Annotated in this window: 1 pseudogene; it reads left to right on the top strand. The window is 60.6% G+C overall.

The features are described 5' to 3' along the window. Nucleotides 1-64: 64 nt before the first annotated feature. A pseudogene (locus FHT76_RS41230) lies at nucleotides 65-1343 on the top strand (IS701 family transposase). Nucleotides 1344-1445 lie beyond the last annotated feature (102 nt).

The following is a 1445-nucleotide window of genomic DNA, read 5'->3' as shown; positions in this document are numbered from 1 at the left end:
TAGCACTACTTTGGCAGGTTTTTAGCGGGCGGGTTATTTTTGGGATTCCCATGAAAGGGTTTGCGTGATTCATGAGAGGTCGGCTTATGGAGGGCCGATCAATGGACGTGGACTGGCAAACCGATCTTGATCGCTGGCTTGCGCCGTTTGTCGCGGCGCTAGGGCACAAGACGCGGGCGCGGATGTGCCCTCTCTATGTCGCGGGTTTGATTGGTCCAGGAGACCGCAAGAGCGTTCAACCGATGGCGGCGCGCGCTGGCGAGGTCGGCTACGATCAGCTTCATCATTTCGTCGCTGCCGGAGTTTGGGACAGTGCTCCTCTCGAGGCTGCCCTGCTGAAGGAGGCGGATGGCCTTGTTGGCGATGAGGCGGGTTTTCTTGTCATCGATGACACGGCGTTGCCCAAGAAGGGACGTCACTCGGTTGGCGTCGCGCCGCAATATGCCTCGTCGCTCGGAAAGACGGCCAATTGCCAGTCGCTGGTCTCGGTGACGTTGGCGTCACGCGAAGTGCCGGTGATGGTGGGCCTGCGGCTATTCCTGCCCGAGAGCTGGACAGATGATCTTGAGCGTATGACGCAGGCCCGTGTGCCGAAGGACAGACAGACTGCTCTGACAAAGCCGGAGATTGCCATCGAGGAGATCGACCGCGTGATCGCCTCCGGTGCGCGTTTCGGCTGTGTGCTTGCCGATTCAGGGTACGGCTCCAGCGGACCTTTCCGTCAGGCATTGAGCGAGCGCGGTCTACTGTGGGCAGTGGGTCTGTCGCGACGTCAGAACGTCTATCCCGCCGACGTTGCCCTGATCTTCCCCGTCGCGAAGGCCGGAAAGCCCCGCAAATACCACATCCCTGATCAGCCCCCGGTCGCTGCTGAAACGTTGCTGGCCGGAGGGAAGTGGCAAAAGGTCAGCTGGCGGCGGGGCACCAAGGGTCGGCTGACATGTCTCTTCGCGGCCCGCCGTGTCCGTGTTGCGGATGGCCATAAGCACCGGATGCTCGACAACCGTGTGCAATGCATGCCTGGCGACGAGGTTTGGCTCGTCGGCGAGCGGCGGTCGACCGGGGAGCAAAAATACTATGTGTCGAACCTGCCGGCCGACGCCACCATCAAGACGCTCGCTGCTACGATCAAGGCCAGATGGGTCTGTGAACAGGCCCACCAGCAGCTCAAGGAGGAGCTTGGGCTCGACCACTTCGAAGGTAGATCCTGGACGGGATTACATCGACATGCGTTGATGACGATGATCGCCTACGCCTTCCTTCAATCCCGCCGCCTCAAAGCAGCGGGACGGAAAAAAAAGAGTCTCGGGGCCGCCGCCACAGCCAAGCATGCCGGCCATTAGGCAAGCGATACTCGACCTCTTTGCACGACCTCCACCCCGACGATGTCCTCACTGTGACATGCTCCTTGCCGATATCGCTCGGTCTAAAGTGCCAAAGTAGTG

The organism is Rhizobium sp. BK176, assembly GCF_024808055.1.
The sequence above is the reverse complement of the archived record's forward strand: the minus strand, read 5'-3'. Positions and strand labels throughout refer to the sequence as shown.